This window comes from Clostridium sp. Marseille-P2415 (assembly GCF_900155545.1).
In the GTDB taxonomy this organism is placed as follows: Bacteria; Bacillota; Clostridia; order Lachnospirales; family Lachnospiraceae; genus Lacrimispora.
On the sequence record NZ_LT732525.1, the window covers coordinates 987,065 to 1,009,379 of the forward strand.

A 22,315-nucleotide genomic window follows, 5' to 3' on the forward strand; every position below is an offset into this window, starting at 1 on the left:
GCATGGAACGGCTGATTTCCTAAATTCATGCTGCGCTACGCCTGCATTCATTAAAGAAATTATGCCTCAGCCTTAACGCCATACTTACGATTGAATTTATCAATACGTCCACGTGCGGAAGCAGCTTTCTGCTGACCGGTGTAGAATGAATGGCATTTAGAACAAACTTCTACGTGGATATCTTCCTTTGTAGAACCAGTTACGAATTCATTACCGCAGTTGCAGACAACCTTTGCCTGGTAATAATTTGGATGGATTCCCTCTTTCATGATTTTCACCTCGCATACTCTGATTTCTATTAAATCGCGGTCCGCAAACCGACTTTGTCTAATAAACAGCTTGTATAGTATAACATAGAATACTTTTTAATGCAAGTATTTATTTCTATAAAAACTCGGAATTCCTAGAAGAAGCGCATTTTTTTGGAGGTCTCCACGAACTCACGATTGTTTCTGGTTCTTGAGAATAAGTCCAGTATTTTCTCCACTGCATCTTCCGGCTTCAATGTATTGGTAGCTTTGCGGACAACGTCAACCGCCTCTGCTTCTTCCCTGGTAAGCAGCAGATCATCCCTTCTGGTACCGGACTTAAGAATATCAATTGCAGGGAAAATCCTCTTCTCAGACAGCTTCCGGTCAAGAACCAGCTCCATGTTACCGGTTCCCTTAAACTCCTCATAAATGACGTCATCCATACGGCTGCCCGTATCCACAAGAGCGGTGGCCAGAACCGTTAAGCTGCCTCCCTCCCGCATGTTTCTGGCCGCTCCGAAAAAGCGCTTCGGCATATGAAGGGCTGCCGGATCCAGACCGCCGGACAGGGTACGGCCGCTCGGTGCCACAGTTAAGTTGTAGGCCCTTGCCAGACGGGTAATGCTGTCTAAGAGGATTACCACATCACGGCCATGCTCCACAAGGCGTTTGGCCCGTTCGATCACCATCTCCGACACCCTTTTATGGCGCTCGGGAAGCTCATCAAATGTTGAATAGAGGACCTCCACGTTATTTCCTACAATGGATTCCTTGATATCCGTTACTTCTTCAGGACGCTCATCGATCAAAAGAATCATCAGATGGATCTCCGGGTGATTCACTGTTATGGCCTTTGCCACCTGTTTCAGCAAGGTTGTTTTACCTGCCTTCGGCGGTGACACGATCATACCTCTCTGCCCTTTTCCAATCGGAGCCAAAAGATCCAGAACCCGCATGGCAGTGGTACTCTTTCCTCCTGATGTCTCCATATGAAGCCTTTTATCCGGGAACACAGGAGTCATATTTTCAAAATTTGGACGGCGTTCTGCCACGTTTGCAGGGTAACCGTTGATATTCTTTACATATAAAAGAGCGGCAAATTTTTCTGCTGCTGTCTTCACCCTGCGGCTGCCGTGGATGATGTCTCCTGTCTTCATATTAAAACGCCGTATCTGGGAAGGCGCCACATAGACATCATTTTCTCCCGGAAGGTAATTTTCACAGCGGATAAAACCGAAGCCATCCGGCATAACTTCCAGTATTCCATGGGCCTCTATGCCGCTGTCCAGTTCCTGCAGCTCAGGACTTGGCTGAAAATCTCCTTTGGACTCTTCCTGTACGTTTTCCTGGCGCACCTCATTCCTGGCCGGAGCCTCTGCGCTGTTTCCAGGCGCAGGACGGTAACCGGAAGGTCTCTGCTGCGATTCCGCACGGTAGGAGCGGATGACCGTCTTCCTCTGGCCCGTTCCTGTTGACAGACCCTGCTGGTCCATTACCATCTGGCCCTGCTGGCCCATACTGCTCCCATTCTGCGGCTGATGTCCCGAACCGTCCGCTTTACCTGCTTCCCGATCCGGTCCTTCCGCCTTCTCTACCGAAGCGTTCCCCGACGAAACACCTGACGCAGAAGCCTCCCCTTCCTTTTCACAAAGCAGATCTATAATTTCAGCTTTTCGCATGGAGCTGCAACCCTTGATCCCCTGGGCTTTTGCAAGCTCTTTTAATTCCGCTAACGGCAATGTCTTTAATTTTTCACGCATATTATTCTCCTTCATGATTCCTTTATAACAATTGTTTCGTAATCTTGGGAATGATTCACGATAGAATATCGCAAACAGATGGCCGGAAGCACCCTCCCGGCCCAAATCATGTTAAATCAGGTCGTACGATACGCCTATTATATACCTTTGCAGGAAAAAAGAAAAGTTATTTTTTTAGAAAGCTTAAGTGCTCTTTGATTTTGCGCTCATAACCATTCTCCGTAGGGCGGTAGAACGCCGTGCCCTCCATTCCGTCAGGAAGATACTGCTGCTTTACATAATGATTGGGATAATCATGGGCATAGAGATAGCCCTGCCCATGCCCCAGCTTCGCAGCTCCTTTGTAGTGGGCATCCTGCAGATGGACCGGAACCGGCATGGTCTTCTGATTCCGTACCGCATCCAACGCCTCAAACACCGCCACACAGGCAGCGTTGCTCTTCGGTGCTGAAGCCACATAAGTGACCGCTTCCGCCAGGATGATCTGAGCCTCCGGAAGCCCGATTCTTTCCGCCGCCTGGGCTGCCGCTACCGCTACCACAAGCGCCTGGGGATCGGCATTGCCGACATCCTCTGCGGCACAGATCATGATTCTTCTGGCAATAAACTTAATATCCTCTCCGGCATACAGCATCCTGGCAAGATAGTATACTGCCGCATCCGGATCCGATCCCCTCATGCTTTTAATAAAGGCAGATATAGTATCGTAGTGGTTGTCTCCTGCCTTATCGTATCGGACAACACGCTTTTGAATGCACTCCTGGGCTGTTTCCAGATCAATATGGATTTTACCGTCTGAAGGGTTCCGGTCCGTGGTCATAATGCCAAGTTCCACCGCATTTAAGGCAGCCCTTGCATCTCCATTGGATACATCCGCCAGGAACTCCATCGCTTCCTCGTCAATGACAGCATGATAAGAGCCCATCCCCTTGTCCCTGTCATAGACAGCGCGGCGGATCAGCTCCTTGATATCATCTTTTTCCAATGATTTTAACTCAAAAACCCGGGACCTGGAAAGAAGAGCTCCATTCACTTCAAAATAAGGATTCTCCGTGGTTGCCCCGATGAGGATGAGCGTCCCATCTTCCACAAAAGGTAGCAGGTAGTCCTGCTGCCCTTTGTTAAAGCGGTGGATCTCATCTACGAAGAGAATGGTCTTTTTACCGTACATTCCCAGGGAATCCTTAGCCTCCTTCATAATCTCTTCCATATCCTTTTTTCCCGCCACCGTAGCATTCAGCTGCTTAAAATCCGCACTGGTGGTATTGGCTATCACCCTGGCCAGTGTGGTTTTTCCAGTTCCCGGCGGTCCGTAAAAAATTACAGATCCCAGCTTGTCCGCTTTGATGGCGCGGTAGAGCAGCTTATCCTTGCCAATGATGTGCTGCTGCCCTACTACCTCGTCAAGCTTCGACGGCCGGAGCCTCGACGCAAGCGGAGATTCCTTTTCCATAGTATTTTCCCTCATATAATCAAACAAATCCATTTCCATTCTCCTGTATCCTTAAATCCTCCGGTGGATCTCCAGGCAGATCAATCCACCAAAAGCTCATCCACTGTAACAAAAGTATAGCCCTCCTTTGTTAAAGTGTCAATCACTTCAAGGGCCGCTTCCACCGAAGTAGGGTACACATCATGGAGAAGGATAATATCCCCGGGCTCCACATGCTTGACAATGTGGCGCACCACTTTTTTGGCATTCTTGGATTTCCAGTCCCGGGGATCCACATCCCAAAGCACCACCGTCATATTGGTCGTACATTCCAGCTCTTCGCTCCAGGAGCCATAAGGCGGACGCAGGTACTCGGGCCTTTTTCCGGTAATGGACTCTATCAGCTTATTATTCTCCTCGATCTGCTCGCAGGCCGTATTCACCTCTTCCTTGCTCATCTGTACATGGCTGTACCCATGATTGCCGATCAAATGGCCATCCTCCTGCATTTGCTTCACAATGGCCTCCTTGCCCTCCACATTCTCTCCAACAAGAAAAAACGTGGCATGAACGCCTCTTTTCCGAAGGCCGTCAAGGAGCCGGGGCGTATAAACAGAATGCGGACCGTCATCAAAGGTCAGTGCAATCTGCTTATCCCCGGAAAACTGCCTCCGGACCTCATCCCTTTCTTCTGCCCCCGCATCCACAGGGAGAAACAGAGTATTCTTTGCCTGCGTATAGGACTGATACATAGCTCTCAAGAAAAAAATATCCAGTATGAGAACAGCCAGAAGGCAGGCTGCTTTCCATTTTATTTTCATAATTCCATAAGTCCGGCTTTCTACCATTATTATTAAATCTATGGGCCGATACATAAAAATAAAACCGAAATTTTTCTGTTTTTTTCTATCTTATCCTCCTAATTTGCTCTATAATTATACTATATTTAAAAATTTTGAGCGAGTTATAAAATTTTAATGTAATTGATAAAATTTTAACATTCTACAAACCGGTATCCCACTCCTACCTCAGTAAGGATGAACCTCGGTTTGGTGGAGTCCTCTTCAATTTTTCTTCTGATATTAGCCATGAACACCCGGATCGACTGGTAATCATCCGTAGTATCATACCCCCAAACTTCCTTCTGAATATAGTGATGGGTCAGAACTCTGCCTGCATTCGTCACAAGCAGCTTCAGCATTTTATATTCTATGGGAGTAAGGTGGACCTCCTCCTCACCGACCGTAACCTTTCTTTTTTCAAAGTCCATTTTAAACGTTTCCAGTTCAAATGACTCCCCCGGCTTGGGCAGCCCGCTTCGATGGCGGAGAGCCACACGGATTCTTGCAAGAAGCTCTCCCGCATGAAAGGGCTTGGTAATATAGTCGTCCGCCCCCGAATCCAGAGCCTGTACCTTCTCCTGCTCCAGTCCACGGGCAGAAACAATAATCACGGGTATCTCTGATTCCTTGCGTATCTGATCCAGTACCTCCATTCCCTCCACATCCGGAAGCCCTAAGTCAAGAAGGATCAGATCCGGGTTATTTGCATAAAAATATGAAATTCCCGCCAGTCCGTCATCTGCCAGAATGCAGCCGTATCCCTTGGTTTTAAGCGTTATCCGGATAAAATTCTGTATGCTCTTGTCATCTTCAATTACAAGAATATTTACTTCATTCATCATAAATCCTCCATAGGCAATTCTATCTGAAAAGATGCCCCGCCTTTGCTGTTTTGGTACGCATGAATGCAGCCGCCATGTGCTTCCACAATAGCCTTGCAAATGGTAAGTCCAAGACCCGCTCCCCTATGCCGGTCCCCGTCCCGGTAGGCTGTGGTAAAGAAATTGTCAAAAATATGCTCCATTTTGTCTACAGGAATCCCTGCGCCGTCGTCCGAAACAGTGAAAACCATTTTTTTCCCTTTTGCCGCGGCGGATACGGTGATCTGCGTATTATCTCCGGAATGCCTTACCGCATTATCCATCAGGTTTACCAGGACCTGCGTAAACAAACTTGCATCTACCGGGATCAGAATGATTTCCGAAGGCGTTACGGTTTTTAAATTATGTTTTCCCAACCGTCTGGATATCAGGGAAACCGCTTCTGATATCAGGTCATCCACAACTTCATTTTTCTTATTGATATCCAGCCTGCCCTCCTGAATGCGGGTCATATTAAGAAGATTTTCAACCATGGAATTCAGCCACTCCGCATCCGTACAGATATCCTTCAGCATGCTTTTGGCGCTTTCCTCATCTACAAGTCCATAATTATCATAAAGGAAATTGGAATTACCAGCTATCCCTGTAAGAGGTGTCCTTAAATCATGGGAAATGCTTCGCAAAAGCGTGCTTCTCAGCCGTTCTCTCTCGATCTGGAGACTGGATTCCTCCTTTTCCTCATTTAACCTCTCCCGTTCCAGAACCAGAGTGAGCTGGGAAATGACCGTATCCACATACATTCGTTCTTCGTCCGCAAGCACTCCCCCGCTGCAGTCAAAGACAATGACCCCATAGGTCCTGCTGCTGTTGCGGATCGGCATATAGAGTTTTGTATTTTCACCAAACTGGGCTTCCCCATATCCGCATGTCATGGAATTTTTGTAGCACCATTCTGCAATGCTGTCCTCAAACTCCCTTTCCGCTTTATCCCGAAGAAGAATATCCGCTTTTTTTCCTGTCAGATTCTGAAGGCTGTTTAAGCTGTACTTCACGATAGAAGGACGTCCGGAAAGATTCAGAAAACCATTTCCAATGGTATTTAATTCAACGGTGACCCTGGCTCTGATCCTGGCAATATCCATCTGTTTCTGCAGCTTGACCGTGAGAGATGTCACAATGAAAGCTACTACAATAAATATAATCAGAGAGATTACATAGTTCGGATCATCAACCCGAAAAGTAAATCTGGGAGCGGTAAACAAATAATTAAAGGTAAATACAAATATAAACGCAGAAGAGATCCCCCAGCACATGCTGCTGGTCTCTACGCTGCAGATCACTACGCCTACCACGAAGATCAGCAAAAGGGTTTCTATCCTGACGCCAATGTGGTTCAGCACAATGGCGAACATGGTAGAAAGCAGCCAGATCATGAGAACCTTACAAGTATTCTTTAGGAACCGGACCTGTAAAACCATGCTTTTCACTTCTATATTCATATTTACAGTTTCCTCTCCTTTGCTTTCTTATGCTGAAGGAAGAATTCCCTGCCATCAGCAGCCATTCTTGTCGCCGCTATGAACACCACATAAATTTCCAATCGGCCGAGCAGCATACCTGCGCTTGCCGTCCAGTGTATCACAGGGCTTGCGTCATATGCGGTGATTCCTACGGAAAGCCCCACCGTACTTAACGCCGATGCAAATTCAAACATGGAATCCTGAACCGAATATCCAAAGCAGCAGAAAATAAAGGTTCCTATCGCAAAAATCAAAAGATAGAAAAATACAAAGGCATTGATCTGGTTCTTCTCCTTATCGGTGACATTTTCTTTTTTCCCGCCCCGGTTGATCTGTTCGGTGAATACTACGCGGTTCGGATAAATGCTTTGGGCAAGATTCCACCATATTTCCTTCAGCATAACATAAACCCGGTAAATCTTCAATCCTCCCGCAGTGGATCCTGTGCCGCCGCCTATCAGCATCAGAACGATCATAAGGAATATCATGGGAGGCGTCCAGTCCGCAAAGCTGTCCACAGTCTGAAAGCCTGCAGTTGTAAGCGCAGATACCGCCTGAAACAGGGCGATACGAAAACTTTCCGAAATCCCGCCGTACATTCCCATAAACAAAAGCACCGCCAAAACAGGGACAAAAAGAGCCAAAAGGAATATGGTCAAACGGGTTTCACAATGAAAAAATACCGCTTTAAACCTTCCCCTGATCAGAAGCAGGTGAACAAAAAAATTCGTACTTCCAAGCAGCATCAGGCTGAGAAGATAGCCTGCCAGAGTGGAACAAACGCCTGGGATCACAAAGCAGCAGGCCTGTCCTGCCTCCTCCGGATAAAAAATTAAAATAAAAAGAGGGAGCAGGGTGATCATGCCTGCAAGCATCATCACAATTCCCATATATCCTGCGATGAGCCGGCCGCCTTTCAACTCCTGCTCCGAAATTTTCCATTGTTTTACATCATAATTATTCCTGTTCATATCCTACAATTGCCTTCACAGCCTCCTGCTGGTTCTTAGGTGTTGTCATCACCACAAGACGGTCTCCCGCTATTATTTTACTTTCTCCGCCGGGAACAAATACCTCCGTATCCCGTATGATGCAGCTTATAATGGTACCTTTCGGAAGCTTTAATTCCACAATCTTCTTATCCATAGCCGGACAGTTTGATTTTACCTTCATTTCATTCACCAGCACCTGCTCATTTTCTAAGGGCACCACCTTTACAATATCCTCTAAAACAGAGGCCTGTTCAATAAAATGAGCCAGCATATAGGTCGCGCTGATTGCACGGTCCACCCCGAGAATTTCGAATATTTCCACATTCTTTGGGTTTCTTACGGTACAAACCGTCTTTTTCAAAGCGAACAGGCGCTTGGCCATCTGACATATTAAAAGATTATCCGCATCTTTATCACAAAGGGCTATCATCACATCAAAGCCCCTGACTTCGGCATCATTCATCACATATTCCTTGCTCGGATCTCCATAAATTACGGAAATCCTGTCATATACCGAGGCCAGATGTTCACAATAAGCCTTATCTTCATTCATTACGATCAGCTTATGTTTTCCCATGAGAAGAAGCCCGATCAAAAAATCTGCTTCATCTCTTCCTCCTGCTATTGCAATTTTCATGAACCCGCAGCCTCCTGATATTCCCCTTCTGTAAGACGGTCAAATTCATTGACTGATAAAACAAACGGACAGATTGCTTTCATATTAAACCCACTGATCAATTTTTCCTTATCCTTATCATTCAGTCTCAAAAAGACCTCGGGCACCTTAAAAATCCGGCTGGCAATCTGCGCTGCCAGAATATTCACATTGTCCTCATCTGTAGCGGCAATAAAAATCTGGGCCTGTTCAATGCCCACCTGCTTTAAAAGCTCTGTATCGGTCCCATCGCCTACGATCTGATGCCCGGAGAAGTCTTCCGGCAGCTTTCTAAAAGCTTCTTCCTTTAAATCAATTACTACAATTCTCGTATTGCGGCCGGACAGTCTTCCTGCTAACCCCGCACCAAACCGGCTGGCTCCGGCTATGATGATCGTTTTTGTTTTAAGAAAAAGCATATACGGTTCCTTCCCTTCTGTCTGATACCTTAAATCCATACGCCTTTAGTTTAAATGTCTCCCTTATAAAAATGATAGTAGTGATATGCATCCCCGTATAAATATTTTATAAAGGCCCCATATACTCCGATTTAAAATCACAAAAAGGGCTGCCCCTCCATTATTAAAATGGGGGGACAGCCCTCAGATCTTACTTATAAAACGCTGATTTAATTAAGCAAGGTTAACATTAACTGCCTGCAGACCACGGTTTCCTTCTGTTGTATCATAGGTTACCTTCTGGCCTTCTTCCAGAGTCTTATAACCGTCTGCAACGATGCCGGAGAAATGTACGAAAACTTCCTCGCCAGTTGCGTCATTTACGATAAAACCATATCCCTTAGCACCATTAAACCATTTTACTGTACCGTTGTTCATAACGTGTACCTCCTATAAAATAAAAAATTGTTTGATATATCGCCTGAAACAAAAAATCACATATTTTTGTAAATCATCATCCGAAAATAATGACTTACAAAAATATGTGAAATCATAACTCCATTCGATAATACACGTTCATTCTAACCTGAATATACAAAATTGTCAAGACCATTCTATTTATTTTATAATGTAAAAAAACAGGGCCCTGTTCCTGTCTAAAAGGTAGGGACCCTGTCCGAAATAACCGTAAAATAATATTACTTTAAATAATATTACTTTAAGGTAACTTTTGCGCCTTCCGCCTCTAAAGAAGTCTTGATCTGCTCAGCTTCTTCCTTGGAAGCGCCAGCCTTTAACACCTTAGGAGCGCCGTCAACTACGTCTTTTGCTTCCTTTAAGCCTAAGCCTGTAGCTTCACGAACAACCTTAATAACTTTAACCTTGTTTGGACCAACTTCTGTTAATTCTACGTCAAATTCTGTCTTCTCTTCCGCTGCTGCTGCAGGGCCTGCTGCTGCAACTACTACGCCTGCTGCTGCAGATACACCGAACTCTTCCTCACATGCCTTTACTAATTCGTTTAATTCTAATACAGATAATTCTTTGATCGCTTCGATAAATTCAGCTGTTGTTAACTTTGCCATGATAATATACCTCCGTAATTAATATGTTTATTTTTAGGAAGTTCGATTCGCCTGACGGCTCGTCGAACGGCTGATTTTCTAAATTCAGGCTGCGCTTTCGCTTGCTTTCATTAAGAAAATTATGCCTCTGCTGCTTCTCCGCCCTGAGCGTCTGCAATCTGCTTGAGTACGCGGGCAAAGTTTGTGATAGGAGACTGGATGCTTCCCAGTAACTTTCCAAGAAGAATTTCTCTGGAAGGAATGCTGGAAACCTGTTCCATACCCTTTGCATCATAGTAAACGCCCTCAACAACGCCGCCCTTAATCTCTAATGCCGGAGCTGTCTTAGCGAACTCAGCCAGGATTCTTGCCGGAGCTGTTGCATCTGTCTTGGATACAGCGATCGCTGTAGGTCCTTCCAGATTAGGGTCCAGAGCTTCAAATGCTGTACCCTTAGCTGCGAAACGGATCATGGTATTCTTATATACTTTGTAGGATACTCCAGCCTCTCTTAATCTCTTACGAAGCTCTGTATCCTCAGCCACTGTGATACCGCGGTAGTCTACGACAACTGCGGTCTCAGCGCCGTCGAGCAATTCCTTGATCTCGCTTACAACTGGCTGCTTTAATTCAACTTTTGCCATTATGGTTTACCTCCTGTTTAGTCTGAGCCGTACGGTCACCCGTAAGGCCCGCTCGTATAAACCGCAAAGAAAAACCTCTCTGCCTGACGGACAGAGAGGTCTACAATTCATTTACAGAAAATGATTCTTGTACGTTCCTCGGCAGGCGTTAACACCTTATGCCTTGCGGCACCTGCTGTCTTCGGCAGTCAATACTAGCGTAGTATAACATTATTTATAATTAATGTCAACCATAAAACAAAATCAACCCATTAACTTTGCTACATTCAGCTTTACGCCAGGTCCCATTGTGGAAGCCAGTGTAACACTCTTTAAGTAAGCACCTTTAACTGTACTTGGTTTTGCTTTGACGATTGCATCAACAAGCGTCTGGAAGTTGTCCGCTAACTGTTCTTCTGTGAAAGAAGCTTTTCCAACTGGCACGTGGATAATATTTGTTTTATCAAGTCTGTACTCAACCTTACCAGCTTTGATATCGTTGATCGCTTTTGTTACGTCCATCGTAACAGTACCGGCTTTCGGGTTTGGCATTAAGCCCTTCGGTCCCAGGACACGGCCCAGACGACCAACAACACCCATCATATCCGGAGTAGCAACAACTACATCAAAATCCAGCCAGCCTTCGTTCTGGATCTTCGGAATCAGTTCCTCAGCTCCAACGTAATCTGCGCCTGCAGCCTGTGCTTCATCAGCCTTCGGTCCCTTAGCGAAAACTAAAATACGAACAGTTTTCCCTGTACCGTGAGGAAGCACAACGGCACCACGGATCTGCTGGTCTGCGTGACGTCCGTCACAACCGGTTCTGATATGAGCTTCAATGGTTTCATTAAATTTAGCACTTGCATTCTTCTTAACTAAAGAGATTGCTACCGGTGCATCGTAGAGAACAGAACGATCTACTGTCTTTGCTGCCTCTGCGTATCTTTTTCCTCTTTTCATTCTAAATAACCTCCTAGTGGTATTGTCGGGGATTTTCCCTCCCACGTTCTAAAAACTTCGTCGACTGCGATACTGATGAGGAAGTTCGGTTCGCCTGGCGGCTCATCGAACGGCTGATTTCCCAAATTCAGGCTGTACGGTCCTTACCTTCATTAAGAAAATTATGCCTCTACCGTGATCCCCATACTTCTTGCGGTACCGGCGATCATGCTCATAGCTGACTCAACAGATGCTGCATTTAAATCCGGCATCTTCAGTTCAGCGATCTTCTGTAATTCAGCCTTGGAAATCGTAGCCACTTTTGTCTTATTCGGTACTGCAGATCCGGATTTGATCTTGCAGGCCTTCTTTAATAATACAGCAGCTGGCGGAGTTTTGGTTATGAAGCTGAAGCTTCTGTCAGCATAAACAGTGATAACAACCGGAATGATTAAATCTCCCTGATCAGCTGTTCTGGCGTTAAATTCCTTTGTAAACTGTACGATATTTACACCATGCTGTCCAAGTGCCGGACCTACAGGAGGAGCTGGTGTAGCCTTTCCTGCCGGAATCTGCAATTTGATATATCCTGTTACTTTCTTTGCCATAATTAGGCACCTCCTAAATAAATGTGGTATTGTCGGGGATTTCCCTCCCACGAGCCTATACACCGGTATAAGCCGCTTTTACTTGTTACATCCTCTTTACTTCGTTGAAGCTTAATTCCACCGGAGTCTCCCGGCCGAACATCTCAACGCTCATGGTGATGGTTTTCTTACCCTCGTTGATGGACTTGACAGCACCAACCGTATCCTTCCATGCACCGGAAGTTACCACAACGGTATCTCCCTCTTCAAAGCCAACGATGACCTCTTCGTTCTTGAATCCAAGCTTCTCCATCTCTTCTTCTGTCAGAGGAACCGGTTTTGATCCAGGACCTACAAAGCCTGTCACTCCACGGGTATTACGTACCACATACCATGTGTCGTCATTCATGACCATGTGAATCAGTACGTAGCCGGGGAACATCTTTTTATCGGCCTTTTTCTCAACGCCATTCTTAAGCTCAATGACGGATTCGAGCGGAACCGATACTTCCAGAATCTGATCCTGCAAGTTTCTGTTTTCGATTGTTTTCTCAATGTCGACTTTTACTTTGTTCTCATAACCTGAATAGGTATGGACTACATACCAATTTGCTTCTGACATAAACTCACCTTAACCCTTACGAATTATAAGATAAAACTGAGACCAAACTTGATGATCAGATCAAGAATCGCGATAATCAGTCCTAAAGCAATCGATGCTGACGTGACAGCGATCGTCTGTTTCGTTACGGTTTCCTTGTCAGGCCAAACGACTTTTGCGAACTCAGCTTTCAAGCCCTTAAAAAAGCTCTTCTTCTGAGCACCCTCGTTGTTCACTGTATCTCCCATAATCTCACATCCTTTACAAACCGATTACTTCGTTTCCTTGTGCAACGTATGGCTCTTACAGAATCTGCAGTACTTCTTGGTTTCCATTCTGTCCGGATGAGTCTTCTTATCCTTGGTCATGTTGTAGTTACGCTGTTTGCATTCAGTACATGCCAGTGTGATCTTTGTGCGCACGACTTCCACCTCCACTTAAATTTTCGTTGTTGTGTTTCAGTCCTCTTCTCTGCTGCAAGTAATTTTGAGCATAAAAAAAAGACCTAAGCTCTTCCATTCGCCCAATTACTATAACATACGGGGCAGGATTCGTCAATCTTTTTTTACAAAAACCTGTGAAATTAAGACGTTCTGACATTATAACACGGGAAACTATAAAAAGCAAGTAAAAAAGTTTCCCGTGTATAATTTTTAATATTCGATCTTCCCAAGATACCTTGCCAGGGCATCCTGCCAGGAAGGAAGGCGGCGAAAACCGTTTGCCCCCAGTTTATCCTTGTTCATGCGGCTGTTCATGGGCCGCTTTGCCTTTACAGGATACTGGTCAGCGGCCACAGGCTCCACCTTTACATTCATGCCGGTCTGGCGAAAGATCTCACAGGCAAACTCATACCAGCTGCACAGCCCCTGGTTGGTTGCATGATAACGGCCGTATTTTTCCGTCTCGATCATATCCACCAGCAGGCGGGCCAGGTCATAAGTATAGGTCGGTGAGCCGATCTGGTCGGCAACCACGGTCACCTTATCCCGGGTCTTTCCAAGATTCAGCATGGTCTTTACAAAATTCTTTCCGTTCACCCCGAACACCCAGGCAATGCGTACGATAAAATACCTGGTCAGATTTTCTTCTACCGCCAGTTCCCCCTCATATTTGGACTGACCGTAGACATTTAACGGTTCTCTTTTGTCATCCGGCTCCCAGGGACGGGTCCCCTGGCCGTTAAACACATAGTCCGTACTGATATACATCATCTTGATATCCAGTTCCCGGCATACCCTGGCTATGTTTCCCGTGCCGTCTGCGTTAACCTTCCTGCACAGCTCCTCATTGTCCTCGGCAGCATCGACCGCCGTATAGGCCGCACAGTGGATGACTGCGTCGGGAGCAGTTCTCCTAATGACCCTGTTTACGCTGTCCTCATCCGTAATATCCATTTCTTCAATGTCCACGCCCACAGCCTCGTGTCCCCGTTTTTCCAGTTCATTTACTACATCAAATCCAAGCTGGCCTTTTACGCCAGTAACAAATACTTTCATAGCTGCCTCCTTTCTTCATTAAGGAAATTATGACGGAAAATTTATAAACGGTTACCGTACATGTTGTCAAAATAATTCTGGTACTCCCCATTTATGATATGCTTCCACCAGTCCTCATTGTCCAGATACCACTGGATGGTCTGACGGATTCCGGTGTCAAAGTTATATTTCGGCTTCCAGCCAAGCTCTGTTTCCAGCTTCTTCGGATCAATGGCATAACGTCTGTCATGGCCCGGACGGTCCGTAACGAACTTGATCAGGCTCTCCGGTTTGTCTAATGCCTTAAGAATGGTCTTAACCACCTCTAAGTTGGTTCGCTCGTTGTGACCGCCTACATTGTAGACCTCTCCGACCCTTCCCTTGTGAATGATTAAGTCAATGGCCTCACAGTGGTCGGAAACATGGAGCCAGTCCCTGACATTCTCCCCAGTCCCGTATACCGGAAGCTCTTCATCTGCAAGAGCGCGGCTGATGATTAACGGGATCAGCTTCTCCGGGAAATGGTAAGGCCCATAGTTATTGGAGCATCTGGAAACGGTCACCGGAAGTCCGTACGTCCTATGATATGCCAGAACGAAAAGGTCTGCGCTGGCCTTTGAGGAAGAATAGGGGCTTGAAGTATGAAGCGGAGTTTCCTCTGTGAAGAATAATTCCGGGCGGTCCAAAGGCAGGTCGCCGTATACTTCATCCGTGGAAACCTGATGATAACGTTTGATCCCATAGGTCCGGCAGGCATCTAACAGTGTGGTGGTTCCCATAACATTGGTTCTCACAAAGGCCTCCGGATCGGTAATGGAACGGTCTACATGGCTTTCTGCCGCAAAGTTTACCACCACATCCGGCTTTTCTTTCTCGAAAAGGTCAAAAATAAAGCTTCTGTCTGCAATATCGCCTTTCACAAATTTATAATTCGGTTTCTTCTCAACAGGCTTTAATGTCTCCAGATTTCCTGCATAGGTCAGAAGATCCAGATTGAGGATCTGATAATCCGGGTACTTATTCACCATATGGTGCACAAAATTTCCGCCGATAAACCCGGCTCCTCCGGTAACAATGATTTTCATGTATTATTTCCTCCTGATTTTACTTAACCGTGTAATTTGTCAATGTATTTTCCGGCAAGGACATCCATTAGGTACTGTCCGTACTGGTTCTTTTTCAAAGGTTCAATGCTCTTCATAAGCTGATCCTTGGTAATCCAGTTGTTCAAATAAGCGATTTCCTCCAGACAGGCAATCTTTCTGTGCTGGTGTATCTCCATTGTATGGACAAAATTCGTAGCATCCACCAGGGATTCATGAGTTCCCGTATCAAGCCAGGTAAAGCCCTGGCCCAAAAGCTCCACATCAAGCTTCCCTTCTTCTAAGTAAATGCGGTTTAAATCCGTGATCTCCAGTTCTCCCCGGGCGGATGGCTTTAAATTCTTCGCATATTCCACAACCTTATTGTCATAGAAATAGAGTCCGGTCACGCAATAATTGCTCTTTGGTTCTGCCGGCTTTTCTTCAATGGAAACTGCTTTTCCGTCAGAATCAAATTCCACGATGCCAAAGCGCTCCGGATCATCTACATAATAGCCGAACACGGTAGCTCCATCCTTCTTGCTTGCTGCGTTTAAAAGACGTTTGTTGAGTCCGTGGCCCGCAAAGATATTGTCGCCAAGGATCATGGCCACACTGTCATCACCGATAAATTCCTCTCCAATGACAAATGCCTGTGCCAGGCCGTCGGGTGACGGCTGAACTGCATACGATAACCGGATGCCGAACTGGGACCCGTCTCCTAAAAGTGCCTCAAACCGCGGCGTGTCATCCGGTGTGGAAATGATCAGGATATCACGGATTCCTGCATTCATTAAAACGGACAGCGGATAATAAATCATGGGCTTGTCATAAATAGGCAGTAACTGCTTGGAAGTTACCATGGTGAGCGGGTAAAGTCTTGTGCCGGAGCCTCCGGCAAGAATAATTCCCTTCATTTTTTCTCCTCCATATCAATTCTTGATACCATCATACAGGGTGACGTAAGGTCACTGTCAAGTCTTTTTCTCTGTTTTTTTATTTTATGCAGATAAATGCCCCAGCCTGCTTTGTTATATGTAGAAACCCTTTTTTCTCCATCTTCTTTTCCAGAAATTCCCGGAATTCATCGTAGCGGTCACTTAAATATTCCTGCTGGTTGCCATGGCAGGACAGGATGTATTCCATAAGGGCGCCTGCGTCACTGACCTCTAAGTAATCCTTGAATACCTTTTTCTCCACCGAGCCAAAATGGGATTTCAGTATTTCCTCTCCGTTCTCAAGCCCGAATACATCATATAAGTTAACTTCGGAAAGGGTAATTCTGGAATCAAACTCTTTTACAAGCTGGCCGATCTCCTTCATGTGGTCCCGCCCATAGGTGCTGCAGTAGAAAACGCCATCCGGTTTCAAGATCCTTTGCACCTCTTTCAGGGCAGCATCCAGGTTCGATAAATAAAACAGCACATGATTGGCTGCCGCTATATCGCAGCTTTCCTCCTGTTTGGGAATCTGGCGGCAGTCAAATACTTCAAAGGCAAAGTGCCCCGGAACTGTTTTTAAGCGTTCCTCCACATCCCGGATCATCCCTTTTGATACGTCCGACAGGCAGATTCTTGCATCCAAAGGGAGCTTGTCCTTATTGGCATGCCACAGTTCCCCATTTCCGCAGCCCAGCTCCAGAATGCTTTTTCCGTTCAAAGGCTCCATAAGGCCATACAGCCATTGAAACCAGCCTGTGGGATTCTTTGTATATTTTTTATGGAGTCCAATGCGGATGTTTATATTCGCTGCATCCTTATACTGTTCCACAAGGGATTTCTCCATATTGGTAATATGGATTAAGTGCAGGATTTCATTCCAGTCCACCGCTTTATTCTCCGTTACCAGTTTTGACGTCTCTGTTAACGTCTGCTCCACCAGCTTTAAATGTTCCATTCTCTTCCGGATCAGATTTAACTGCAGCCGCAAGGACTCCTCCACATAATCGTTGTCATCATCGTTGATGGTAATGGAGCGGATCTCATCCAAAGAAAAGCCCAGATATTTTAAGGAAAGAATTTTCTGAAGCTTTGCAAAATCCGAGTCCGTATAAAGGCGGTAACCGCCGTCGCTCATTCCGGCCGGCTTTAACAACCCCTGCTTGTCATAATACCGGATGGTACGAATCGATACATTGGCCTTTTTTGCAAACTGGCCTGACGTATAAAAGCCTTTCCTCTGATTCATCCCGGTTCCTCCTTTTTATCTCACCTGTTTCCGTAACTATACCAACATCTGATAATTCTCAATATCCAGCATCCTTCCGAACTTCACGCCCACTTCCTTTATGGTTCCGCAGTGAACAAATCCCAACTGCTCATGAAGGCGGATGCTGGCCTCGTTTCCGCCTGTAATAACGGAAACGACCGTATGGATGTCATCCCGTTCCTTTGCAATCTCAAGTATGGCTGACGCCAGTTTCCCGGCTATTCCCCTGCGGCGGTAATCCTTATCTATGTATACGGACAGTTCCACCGTAGCCTTATAGGCCTCCTTGGGCCGGTAAGAAGACAGGCTGGCGTAGCCGACCGCTTTCCCATCCTCTTCTGCTACGATCAAAGGATGGTTCCCCACATTGTGCTCCCGAAACCAAACCAGCCGCTCGTCCATGGCTTTGGGATTTAAATCAAAGGTAGCCAGTCCATGTGCCACCTCGTAGTTATAAATGTCCAGCAGTGCCGGCATATCCTTTTCCTCTGCGGTTCTGATCATCATATTTTTTCCTCCTGGGGCTGATTGCTCTTATCTTATGTTATCATACATCAATCTATTGACCTCGTCCAATACAAATCGTCAGGAAATAAACATTCTTCACTCCTGCCTTTTTAAGAGCCCGGGTACAGGCTTCTATGGTGCTTCCTGTGGTATAAATGTCATCCACCAGGATCACCCCTTCCACCCCTTTTAAAGGCTCCCCTGCCAAAAAGGCTTCTTCCAGATTCTTAAGCCTGCCGGCCGGGTCAAGCCCCTTCTGCGGTACGGTTTTTTTATTTCTGGCCAGCATTTGCGGACATACGGGAATTTCAAGCCGCTCTCCTATGCGGCGGGCCAAAAGCTCGGCCTGGTTAAATCCCCTCTCCCTCCTTCGGGAAGGGTGGACCGGAACCGGAACAAGGACATCTGCCTCCATGCGCCGGATCTGCTTTTCATAACGGGCGCATATTGCTTCCCCATAAAAATCCAGATATTCCCGCTTGTTCTTATATTTTATTTTCGCCATGGAACTTCTGGCGATTTCATCATAATTCACCAGTGCTCTGCCATATTCAAAGGTCCGCTTATGCCGGACGCAGTCAAAACAGTATTCGATATCAGCACTTATGACTTCCTTCCCGCAGCGCTTGCAGACCGGATCTTTTACAAACGATAATTTTTTCACACATTCCGGGCAGATCAGCCTGCCCTTAGGCATGACGATCCCGTCACAGACCGGACAGCGCCTGGGAAACAACAGATCAATAAAAAAATAAGGGTTCATGTAATGATTCTCCTGGAAAGAATAGAATTGTCGGACGGGCAGGCCGAAAATAAAATTCCGTCTGCCCGGAGAATTAAAGTTCGTTGATTTCGCAGATTCGTTCCTTTAAACCGGAATACCTGCGCTGTTCCATTTCGTTGCACACCATTTCCTGAAATATCTCCGGCATTCCAACCAGACAGACACAGGCCCGGGCCCGGGTGACCGCAGTATAAATCAGGTTTCTGGTCATGAGCATTTTGGGCCCGGAAAAAACCGGGATCACCACGGCCGGGTATTCGCTTCCCTGGGACTTATGGATGGTAATGGCATAGGCAAGCTCCAGTTCCTCCAGCTGTTTAAAGCTGTAATCCACCATACGGCTTTCGTCAAATTCCACCGTCACCAGCTCGGCAAAGCTGTTGATCTCCCGGATGATGCCGATATCCCCATTGTAGATTCCCGTCCCCTTTTCCATGGGAATCCCATACCGGTTCCGGACCTCCCACTCAATGTTATAATTGTTCTTGATCTGCATGACCTTATCGCCGACCCGGTAAGTAACCCCTCCGGCTTCTTTTTCAGGCTTTCCTTCTGCCGGAGGATTCAAATACTCCTGTAAGATGGCATTGAGCCGCTCCACGCCTATGGCCCCTTTTCTCATGGGCGTCATAATCTGGATATCATAGGTATCTGCATGGACATAACCGGGAAGCTTATTCCGGACCAGCGTAATCATGGCATTGATGATCGCATTGGGATCTTCTCTCCTGATAAAGAGAAAATCATTGCTCTTTTTGCCCAGAGAAACCTGTTCTCCCGCATTTATTTTATGGGCGTTGACCACGATGTCACTCTGGGTGGCCTGGCGGAAGATCTTAGTTAACATAACTACATTAAAACAGCCGGAACCGATCATATCCCGAAGCACGTTTCCTGGTCCGACACTGGGCAGCTGATTCACATCTCCGACCAGAATGAGCCTGGTTCCCGGATTGACCGCCTTTAAAAGAGACTGCATCAGGTGGATATCCACCATGGAGGTCTCATCAATGATCACCGCATCGGCGTCCAGTGGATTTTCTTCATTCCTCTCAAAATGCATTCCTACGGAACGCTCATCTCCGGGAACACCGGACAGCTCTAAAAGCCGGTGGATGGTCCTTGCCTCATATCCGGTGGCCTCTGTCATCCGCTTGGCTGCCCGGCCGGTGGGCGCCGCCAGGAGGATCTCCATTTCCTCGCTTTCAAAAAAACGGATGATGGTGTTGATAGTTGTCGTCTTACCTGTACCAGGCCCTCCGGTGATGATGAGAAGACCGCTGTTAACCGCTTCTACAACCGCCTGGACCTGTTTTTCGTCCAGTTCGATCTGCTCTTCCTTCTGGATCTTTAAAAGATTATTCCGGATATCCTCTTCCGGCATGCGGCCTTTGATGTTCAAATCATGAAGCATTTTAGCCACATTCAATTCCATGTAATAATATTGGGAAGCATAGACGATGCGTTTTCCTGAACTTTCACGGATGACAAGGCGCTTATCCAACTGCATATCCATCAGATGCTTTTCGATGAATTGCTGCTCCACCTTAAGGAGCTCCGAAGCCTGCGCCAAAAGCTCCTCTTCCGGGAGATAGGTATGGCCGTTTCCCGCAGCCTGTAAAAGGGTATAAAGCACTCCGCATTTGATCCGGAAATCCGAATCTGTGAAAATCCCCACTCTTCTGGCAATCTCATCGGCCATTTTAAACCCCACGCCGGGAATGTCATCCGCCATCTGGTAAGGATTCTCCTTAAGTACCCCATAAAGCCTGGGGCCGTACTCCTGATAGATCTTCACCGCCAGATTCATGGAAATTCCATATTCCTGCAGGAACATCATGGCCTGGCGCATCTCTTTCTTCTCTTCCACCTGCCCGGATATGGACATGGCCAGCTTTTCGCTGATCCCCTTTATTTCGGAAAGGCGTTCCGGCTCCTCCTCCATGATGCGGAAGGTGTCGGCTTTGAAACGGCGGACGATTCTGGCCGCCAGCGCCGCTCCGATTCCTTTGATGGCCCCTGATCCCAGGTACCGTTCCATGGCCGCAGTATCCTCGGGAGCCTTGATCTCATAGCTCTCCACGGTCATCTGCTCTCCATAAACCGGATGCTCGGTCATGGCCCCTGAAACCTCGATCAGCTCTCCTTCGCTGATATAGTGGAAATTTCCAACAAGCGTATACTCTTCCCCTTCATTTACAAGGCTTAAGACCGTGTACCCATTGTCCTCGTTCCTGTATTTAATTTTCTCTACAAATCCGCAGACTGTTGCCATGGCTCCTCCCGTAAATGCAAGCGGACCGCCGCAAAACCAACCCTGCCGGAATCTTACGATACCGCCAGGGTTGTCCTTTCAGCAGTCCTGCCAACCTTCTGCAGGACTGATATCAGCCCCGCTCCTTCGGTTAAAATTCTGTTTTACTATCTCCGCCATGGGTGAATTCAATAAATTTACCCGTACCGATGGCCACAGCAGTAAGCGGGTCCTCTGCGATCATAGTCGTGATCCCTGTCTTTTCCTCGATCAGGGCATCTAATCCGCTTAAAAGGGAGCCGCCGCCGGTAAGTACGATGCCGCGGTCAAAAATATCGGCTGCCAGTTCCGGCGGAGTCCTCTCCAGCACGTTATGAACGGCATCTACGATCTGCATAGCCGGTTCTTTTAAAGCATCCAGGGTCTCGTCCGAAGTAACTACAATAGTCTTTGGCAGACCGGTAACAAGGTTGCGCCCCCGGACTTCCATGGTCAGGACCTCTGGTCTTCTGTATGCTGCACCGATGTTAATCTTGATTTCCTCGGCCGTTCTTTCACCGATCAAAAGGTTATGCTTCTTACGCATGTAACGAACAAGAGCCTCATCGAAATCATCACCGGCAACCTTAATAGAAGTGCTTACTACCGTACCTCCAAGGGAAATAACTGCAATATCAGAGGTTCCCCCGCCGATATCCACGATCATATTACCGCAGGCCTTAGCAATGTCGATTCCTGCGCCAATGGCAGCTGCGACCGGTTCCTCAATGATCGATACCTCTCTGGCTCCTGCCTGATAGGTCGCATCCTCTACTGCCTTCTTCTCAACCTCAGTGGCTCCGCTTGGGATGCAGACACTGATTCTTGGCTTTCTTAAGGTCTTTTTTCCCACCGCTTTGTTAATAAAATATTTAAGCATCTTTTCCGTAACGGTATAGTCAGAAATAACTCCCTGGCGCAGAGGTCTTACCGCCACGATATTGCCCGGCGTTCTGCCGATCATCAAACGGGCTTCCTCTCCAATGGCTTTGATTTTATTAGTGTCACGGTCAATGGCTACAACGGAAGGTTCTTTTAATACTACTCCCTTTCCCTTAATATAGACCAGTATGCTGGCTGTACCTAAATCGATTCCAATATCATTGGACATCATAATCATCATTCCTCCTGTTCCCAGAGTTTCCTTTATCTTCAAATTTATGTGTAATTCGTAAATGAAGTCGCAGTTTCTATCTTATTATATACAATAACCCCCTGTTTTTAAAGGGTTTTTTTTATTTTTATTATATTTATGTTTTTTTAATGTGTGGTACACATTTTCGTCACATTTTCTGCGTATACTAAAAATACGTTATCCGAAAGGATGACGGGCCTTTTGTTTCAAGTAACTTACTTGAAATCACAAAGCTTTTTCATACTCATACCGGACGGCTCGCGCCGTCCGGCCCCCCTAATAAGACATTTTCTACTTTTATTATACCTACCATTCCCAATAGTTACATTTTAAAATCGGGGTT

Annotated in this window: 25 protein-coding genes and 1 other annotated feature; all 25 genes read right to left on the reverse strand. The window is 46.5% G+C overall.

Annotation, left to right across the window (positions count from 1 at the left end; all coding sequences use genetic code 11):
• Window positions 1-59: 59 nt before the first annotated feature.
• A complete protein-coding gene (gene rpmE, locus BQ9856_RS04615; protein ID WP_013271164.1) occupies window positions 60-269 on the reverse strand; it encodes a 50S ribosomal protein L31 in 210 nt (69 codons plus the stop codon).
• 134 nt (window positions 270-403) lie between these two features.
• Complete coding sequence (gene rho / locus BQ9856_RS04620) at window positions 404-2,011, reverse strand: transcription termination factor Rho (protein ID WP_077609922.1); 1,608 nt, start codon at window positions 2,009-2,011, stop codon at window positions 404-406.
• A gap of 166 nt (window positions 2,012-2,177) precedes the next feature.
• Window positions 2,178-3,497, reverse strand: coding sequence for a replication-associated recombination protein A (locus BQ9856_RS04625; RefSeq protein ID WP_077609923.1), 1,320 nt, complete (start codon window positions 3,495-3,497; stop codon window positions 2,178-2,180).
• 47 nt (window positions 3,498-3,544) lie between these two features.
• Window positions 3,545-4,264, reverse strand: a complete 720-nt coding sequence (locus tag BQ9856_RS04630; protein ID WP_077610038.1) for a polysaccharide deacetylase family protein — start codon at window positions 4,262-4,264, stop codon at window positions 3,545-3,547.
• 173 nt (window positions 4,265-4,437) lie between these two features.
• The gene (locus BQ9856_RS04635; RefSeq protein ID WP_442855473.1) at window positions 4,438-5,127 is read right to left on the reverse strand and encodes a response regulator; all 690 of its coding nucleotides are present in this window, start codon (window positions 5,125-5,127) and stop codon (window positions 4,438-4,440) included.
• Window positions 5,124-6,605, reverse strand: coding sequence for a sensor histidine kinase (locus BQ9856_RS04640; protein ID WP_077609925.1), 1,482 nt, complete (start codon window positions 6,603-6,605; stop codon window positions 5,124-5,126). Before BQ9856_RS04640 ends, BQ9856_RS04635 begins: the two co-directional genes overlap by 4 nt.
• A 2-nt stretch (window positions 6,606-6,607) precedes the next feature.
• On the reverse strand, window positions 6,608-7,597 hold the full coding sequence (locus BQ9856_RS04645) for a potassium transporter TrkG (protein WP_077609926.1): 990 nt from the start codon (window positions 7,595-7,597) through the stop codon (window positions 6,608-6,610).
• Entirely contained in the window at window positions 7,584-8,255 is a 672-nt protein-coding gene (locus BQ9856_RS04650; protein ID WP_077609927.1) for an NAD-binding protein, read from the reverse strand. Before BQ9856_RS04650 ends, BQ9856_RS04645 begins: the two co-directional genes overlap by 14 nt.
• Complete coding sequence (locus BQ9856_RS04655; RefSeq protein WP_077610039.1) at window positions 8,252-8,692, reverse strand: potassium channel family protein; 441 nt, start codon at window positions 8,690-8,692, stop codon at window positions 8,252-8,254. The genes BQ9856_RS04650 and BQ9856_RS04655 overlap by 4 nt, the downstream gene beginning before the upstream one ends.
• A gap of 213 nt (window positions 8,693-8,905) precedes the next feature.
• Entirely contained in the window at window positions 8,906-9,109 is a 204-nt protein-coding gene (locus BQ9856_RS04660) for a cold-shock protein (protein ID WP_077609928.1), read from the reverse strand.
• 275 nt (window positions 9,110-9,384) lie between these two features.
• Window positions 9,385-9,756 carry a 50S ribosomal protein L7/L12 gene (gene rplL, locus BQ9856_RS04665; protein ID WP_077609929.1) on the reverse strand — a complete coding sequence of 124 codons (372 nt, stop codon included), beginning with the start codon at window positions 9,754-9,756 and terminating at the stop codon, window positions 9,385-9,387.
• A gap of 119 nt (window positions 9,757-9,875) precedes the next feature.
• The gene (gene rplJ, locus BQ9856_RS04670) at window positions 9,876-10,379 is read right to left on the reverse strand and encodes a 50S ribosomal protein L10 (protein WP_077609930.1); all 504 of its coding nucleotides are present in this window, start codon (window positions 10,377-10,379) and stop codon (window positions 9,876-9,878) included.
• 59 nt (window positions 10,380-10,438) lie between these two features.
• Window positions 10,439-10,582 (reverse strand) — a sequence feature (ribosomal protein L10 leader region).
• 40 nt (window positions 10,583-10,622) lie between these two features.
• Window positions 10,623-11,318 (reverse strand): 50S ribosomal protein L1, encoded by a 696-nt coding sequence (rplA, locus tag BQ9856_RS04675; RefSeq protein ID WP_077609931.1) that lies wholly within the window; start codon window positions 11,316-11,318, stop codon window positions 10,623-10,625.
• Window positions 11,319-11,479: 161 nt separating this feature from the next.
• Entirely contained in the window at window positions 11,480-11,905 is a 426-nt protein-coding gene (rplK, locus tag BQ9856_RS04680; protein WP_077609932.1) for a 50S ribosomal protein L11, read from the reverse strand.
• Between the two features lie 85 nt (window positions 11,906-11,990).
• Entirely contained in the window at window positions 11,991-12,506 is a 516-nt protein-coding gene (gene nusG / locus BQ9856_RS04685) for a transcription termination/antitermination protein NusG (protein WP_077609933.1), read from the reverse strand.
• A gap of 23 nt (window positions 12,507-12,529) precedes the next feature.
• Complete coding sequence (gene secE / locus BQ9856_RS04690) at window positions 12,530-12,733, reverse strand: preprotein translocase subunit SecE (protein WP_077609934.1); 204 nt, start codon at window positions 12,731-12,733, stop codon at window positions 12,530-12,532.
• Between the two features lie 24 nt (window positions 12,734-12,757).
• Window positions 12,758-12,907: a 50S ribosomal protein L33 gene (rpmG, locus tag BQ9856_RS04695; protein ID WP_077609935.1), complete on the reverse strand. Its 150-nt coding sequence runs from the start codon at window positions 12,905-12,907 to the stop codon at window positions 12,758-12,760.
• 231 nt (window positions 12,908-13,138) lie between these two features.
• The gene (gene rfbD / locus BQ9856_RS04700; RefSeq protein ID WP_077609936.1) at window positions 13,139-13,984 is read right to left on the reverse strand and encodes a dTDP-4-dehydrorhamnose reductase; all 846 of its coding nucleotides are present in this window, start codon (window positions 13,982-13,984) and stop codon (window positions 13,139-13,141) included.
• Between the two features lie 41 nt (window positions 13,985-14,025).
• Window positions 14,026-15,048 (reverse strand): dTDP-glucose 4,6-dehydratase, encoded by a 1,023-nt coding sequence (gene rfbB / locus BQ9856_RS04705; protein ID WP_077609937.1) that lies wholly within the window; start codon window positions 15,046-15,048, stop codon window positions 14,026-14,028.
• 23 nt (window positions 15,049-15,071) lie between these two features.
• Window positions 15,072-15,962: a glucose-1-phosphate thymidylyltransferase RfbA gene (rfbA, locus tag BQ9856_RS04710; RefSeq protein WP_077609938.1), complete on the reverse strand. Its 891-nt coding sequence runs from the start codon at window positions 15,960-15,962 to the stop codon at window positions 15,072-15,074.
• A 79-nt stretch (window positions 15,963-16,041) separates the two neighbouring features.
• Window positions 16,042-17,232, reverse strand: coding sequence for a MerR family transcriptional regulator (locus BQ9856_RS04715; RefSeq protein ID WP_077609939.1), 1,191 nt, complete (start codon window positions 17,230-17,232; stop codon window positions 16,042-16,044).
• Window positions 17,233-17,268: 36 nt separating this feature from the next.
• Window positions 17,269-17,760: a GNAT family N-acetyltransferase gene (locus tag BQ9856_RS04720; protein WP_077609940.1), complete on the reverse strand. Its 492-nt coding sequence runs from the start codon at window positions 17,758-17,760 to the stop codon at window positions 17,269-17,271.
• 52 nt (window positions 17,761-17,812) lie between these two features.
• A complete protein-coding gene (locus tag BQ9856_RS04725; protein ID WP_077609941.1) occupies window positions 17,813-18,523 on the reverse strand; it encodes a ComF family protein in 711 nt (236 codons plus the stop codon).
• 73 nt (window positions 18,524-18,596) lie between these two features.
• On the reverse strand, window positions 18,597-20,819 hold the full coding sequence (gene recD2, locus BQ9856_RS04730; protein WP_077609942.1) for an SF1B family DNA helicase RecD2: 2,223 nt from the start codon (window positions 20,817-20,819) through the stop codon (window positions 18,597-18,599).
• 130 nt (window positions 20,820-20,949) lie between these two features.
• The gene (locus BQ9856_RS04735; protein WP_442855483.1) at window positions 20,950-21,951 is read right to left on the reverse strand and encodes a rod shape-determining protein; all 1,002 of its coding nucleotides are present in this window, start codon (window positions 21,949-21,951) and stop codon (window positions 20,950-20,952) included.
• Window positions 21,952-22,315 lie beyond the last annotated feature (364 nt).